The 2,755-nt window shown below is 61.8% G+C and carries 1 protein-coding gene; it reads right to left on the bottom strand.

The genetic code is table 11. The features are described from left to right. Positions 1-260: 260 nt before the first annotated feature. A partial coding sequence (locus ACLP9N_RS08350; RefSeq protein WP_442406952.1) for a replicative DNA helicase occupies positions 261-2,755 on the bottom strand: 2,495 nt, incomplete at its 5' end.

The raw sequence follows: 2,755 nt of genomic DNA, 5'->3' as shown, positions 1-2,755 counted from the left end.
CTTCGGCCTCGGCCAACGTGCGGGCCGTTGTGATGATCAGCCGCCTGCGGGCGGCCCGGTCACGCTCACGGCGATCCTCGAATGCCATACCTCACGATATCACCGCTATAAGGACTAGCGCCGCTATCGGCACGGAACAAACAGGGGGTTAGCATTGCTAGCAGTTACGACTGAGGGGAGTTACGACATGGTCTTGGACCTGCTAGCGACCGTTGGACCGGATCGGACACTTCGTTTGAGAACCTACTACTGGCGCCCGTTCACCTTGCCATGTTGGCGAATCGCGACAAGTGCAGCTGATGCGCGACGGTGACGGTCTTGGTCGGGCCGTTACGGTGTTTGGCGAGAATGAAATCCGCCTCTCCCCCACGCGGATCATCGCGCTCGAACGCGTCCGGCCGGTGCAGCAGAATCACGACGTCAGCATCTTGTTCTAAACTATTATGCAGATTAATTCCATTTGCGACGAAATTGTGTGTCCCACTTACAGTTCCATCGTAAACATCGTGTTCGCCAATGCTGGTAATTTCGACAATCCGATCCCAGAAAACATCGCTGGTCGCCAACGTGTGAATTTCGGGATCCTCAAGCGTCGCCGCTATCCTGTGTAGCAGCGACCTCCCCGGAGCATGTCGTAACCGCGACTTGTAAAATCCCAGTTTCGTAGCGGCTCTGAATTCGCCACTGGCGACCGGCTTGCGGGTCAACGCTTCTCGTACCTTGTCCCATACGTCTACGGGCACCGTGTCCCCACCGGGACGACGGACGCGTGATCCCAGTTGCTCAAGCACAAATTCCGCAGACTTGCCACGCGCACCGTGGACACCGACTTTGGTCAAGAACGCCGTTTGATTCTCGGCCCTATCAATCCATAAATGCCAGCAGTCGCGATATCCCGCCTTGCGCATTCGCGTAACCCGGCTCTGCACACCCAGACGAAGGAGTAATTGGGCCACGTCGTCGATGAGGCGTCGACTGGTTGACGCGTAATAGATCCGTGCCAGACCCACTTTGGCATCCCACCGCACCGATCCATCCGTGGCCCACAGGTGACGCAGGAACAACGCCACCTGGTCATTGGGCAATCTGAAAACTGCTTTGGGCACGAACTTTTCATAACTGCGTAGACCAAACAGCCCCAGCCCATCGAGCCAGGCGGCGATGGGATTGCGGCGACCACGCGCCAGTCGGTCCGGCGACGGCAACCGCAGCGAAGTCACCCGCGCCGCCGGGTAAACGTCTCGAACTGCGCTCACACCGAAATGCGCGGCTGAGACCGTCACCGCGACGAGGTTCGCCTCATCCACTGACGCGTACCGGATCGGTTGCTTCTTCACACACGACCCATCACCGATCATGTGAGCGAGCAGAACGACCTCGGATTCTTCCATCCGCCGGGTGTCAACGGGCTCTGGAACCCGCCGCGGTGCCGCGATGCGATCACCAACGTTCAACTGCGCCAGCGGAGTCCAGCCATCGAGCTTCATGAAGGGATGGTTGCCGGTGGCCTCGACCTGCCGTCCTGAGGCCAGCCGAAGCCGAAACACCTCCTTGCGACCGCTCGGGAACACGTTGGTCATCGGGCGGGCGACCATCCGCAACCGCTCGTCCAGAGACCACACCAGGGGCCGCTCGCCGGTCTGCATAAGCTCGCCGAAAGTGACCTCGGCACCGGTATCGGCGCGCAGGATTCGTGTGGAGGCGGTCAGACACCCCGACTCGCGAAGGTCGGCCAGCATCGGCTTCTTGTCGGTGCGCTGCTCGGGACCACGGTTGAGCTGGCTGATCGCGACCACCGGAACCTCGAGCTCTTTGGCCAAAAGCTTGAGATGGCGTGAGAATTCGGAAACTTCCACCTGTCGTGACTCGACCTTCTTGCCCGAGGTCATCAGCTGCATGTAGTCGACCACGATCAGCTTCAGGTTCGCCTTCTGCCGCAGCCGGCGCGCCTTGGCGCGGATCTCCATCATGGTCAGGTTCGGCGAATCGTCGATATACAGTGGGGCCTCGCTGATTTCGCTCATCCGCCGCGCCAGCCGGGTCCAGTCGTCGTCATTCATCCGGCCCGAACGCATATCGGAGAGCTTGATTTTCGCTTCCGCGGAGAGCAACCGCATCACGATCTCGGACTTGCTCATCTCCAGCGAGAAGATGACGCTGGCGTGGCGGTGCTTGATCGAACACGACCGCAAGAAGTCCAACCCGAGGGTGGAGTTATGCGTCGGCACCATCCCGCGGCCGGCCAGATACAGGTGTGCGGCGTTGTCGACCTCGACGCACCGCACCGGAACACTGCCCACCTGTCGCACCGAGACGACCTGCAGCTCCGGAGCCATCAGGGCGGGGGCGGCCCGCCGCACGGCGTACCGAGCGACGGACCTTTCCACCACGATTGTGTCCAGGCCGCAACGCAACTGAGCTGACGTCCGGATTCCGTAAGCCGTCGGCCACTGGTGCCCGGCGTCGGCGACGATGACCGTCCCGTCGGAAAATTCGATCTGGTAGCACGGCCGGCCCAGCATGACCGCGGTGGCGGCGACCACCCTGGTCGGCAACCCGTCGGCATCGAGCAACTCATCACCGACGCCGACGTCACCCATCGTGGTCCGGCCGGCGGGTGTGGGCAGCGGTGTGTCCAGCGCGAGCGCCTTACCCACACCCGGGCGCGCCGCGACGATGATCATCTGTCCCGGATGCAGACCATTGGTCACGTCGTCGAGCTCGGTGAAGCCGGTCGGCACGCCGCGTGACATGC

Origin of the sequence: Mycobacterium sp. (genome assembly GCF_052144515.1) — a bacterium.
Classification (GTDB): Bacteria; Actinomycetota; Actinomycetes; order Mycobacteriales; family Mycobacteriaceae; genus Mycobacterium.
Note: the sequence above shows the minus strand (reverse complement) of the source record. Positions and strands in the feature narration are given on the sequence as shown.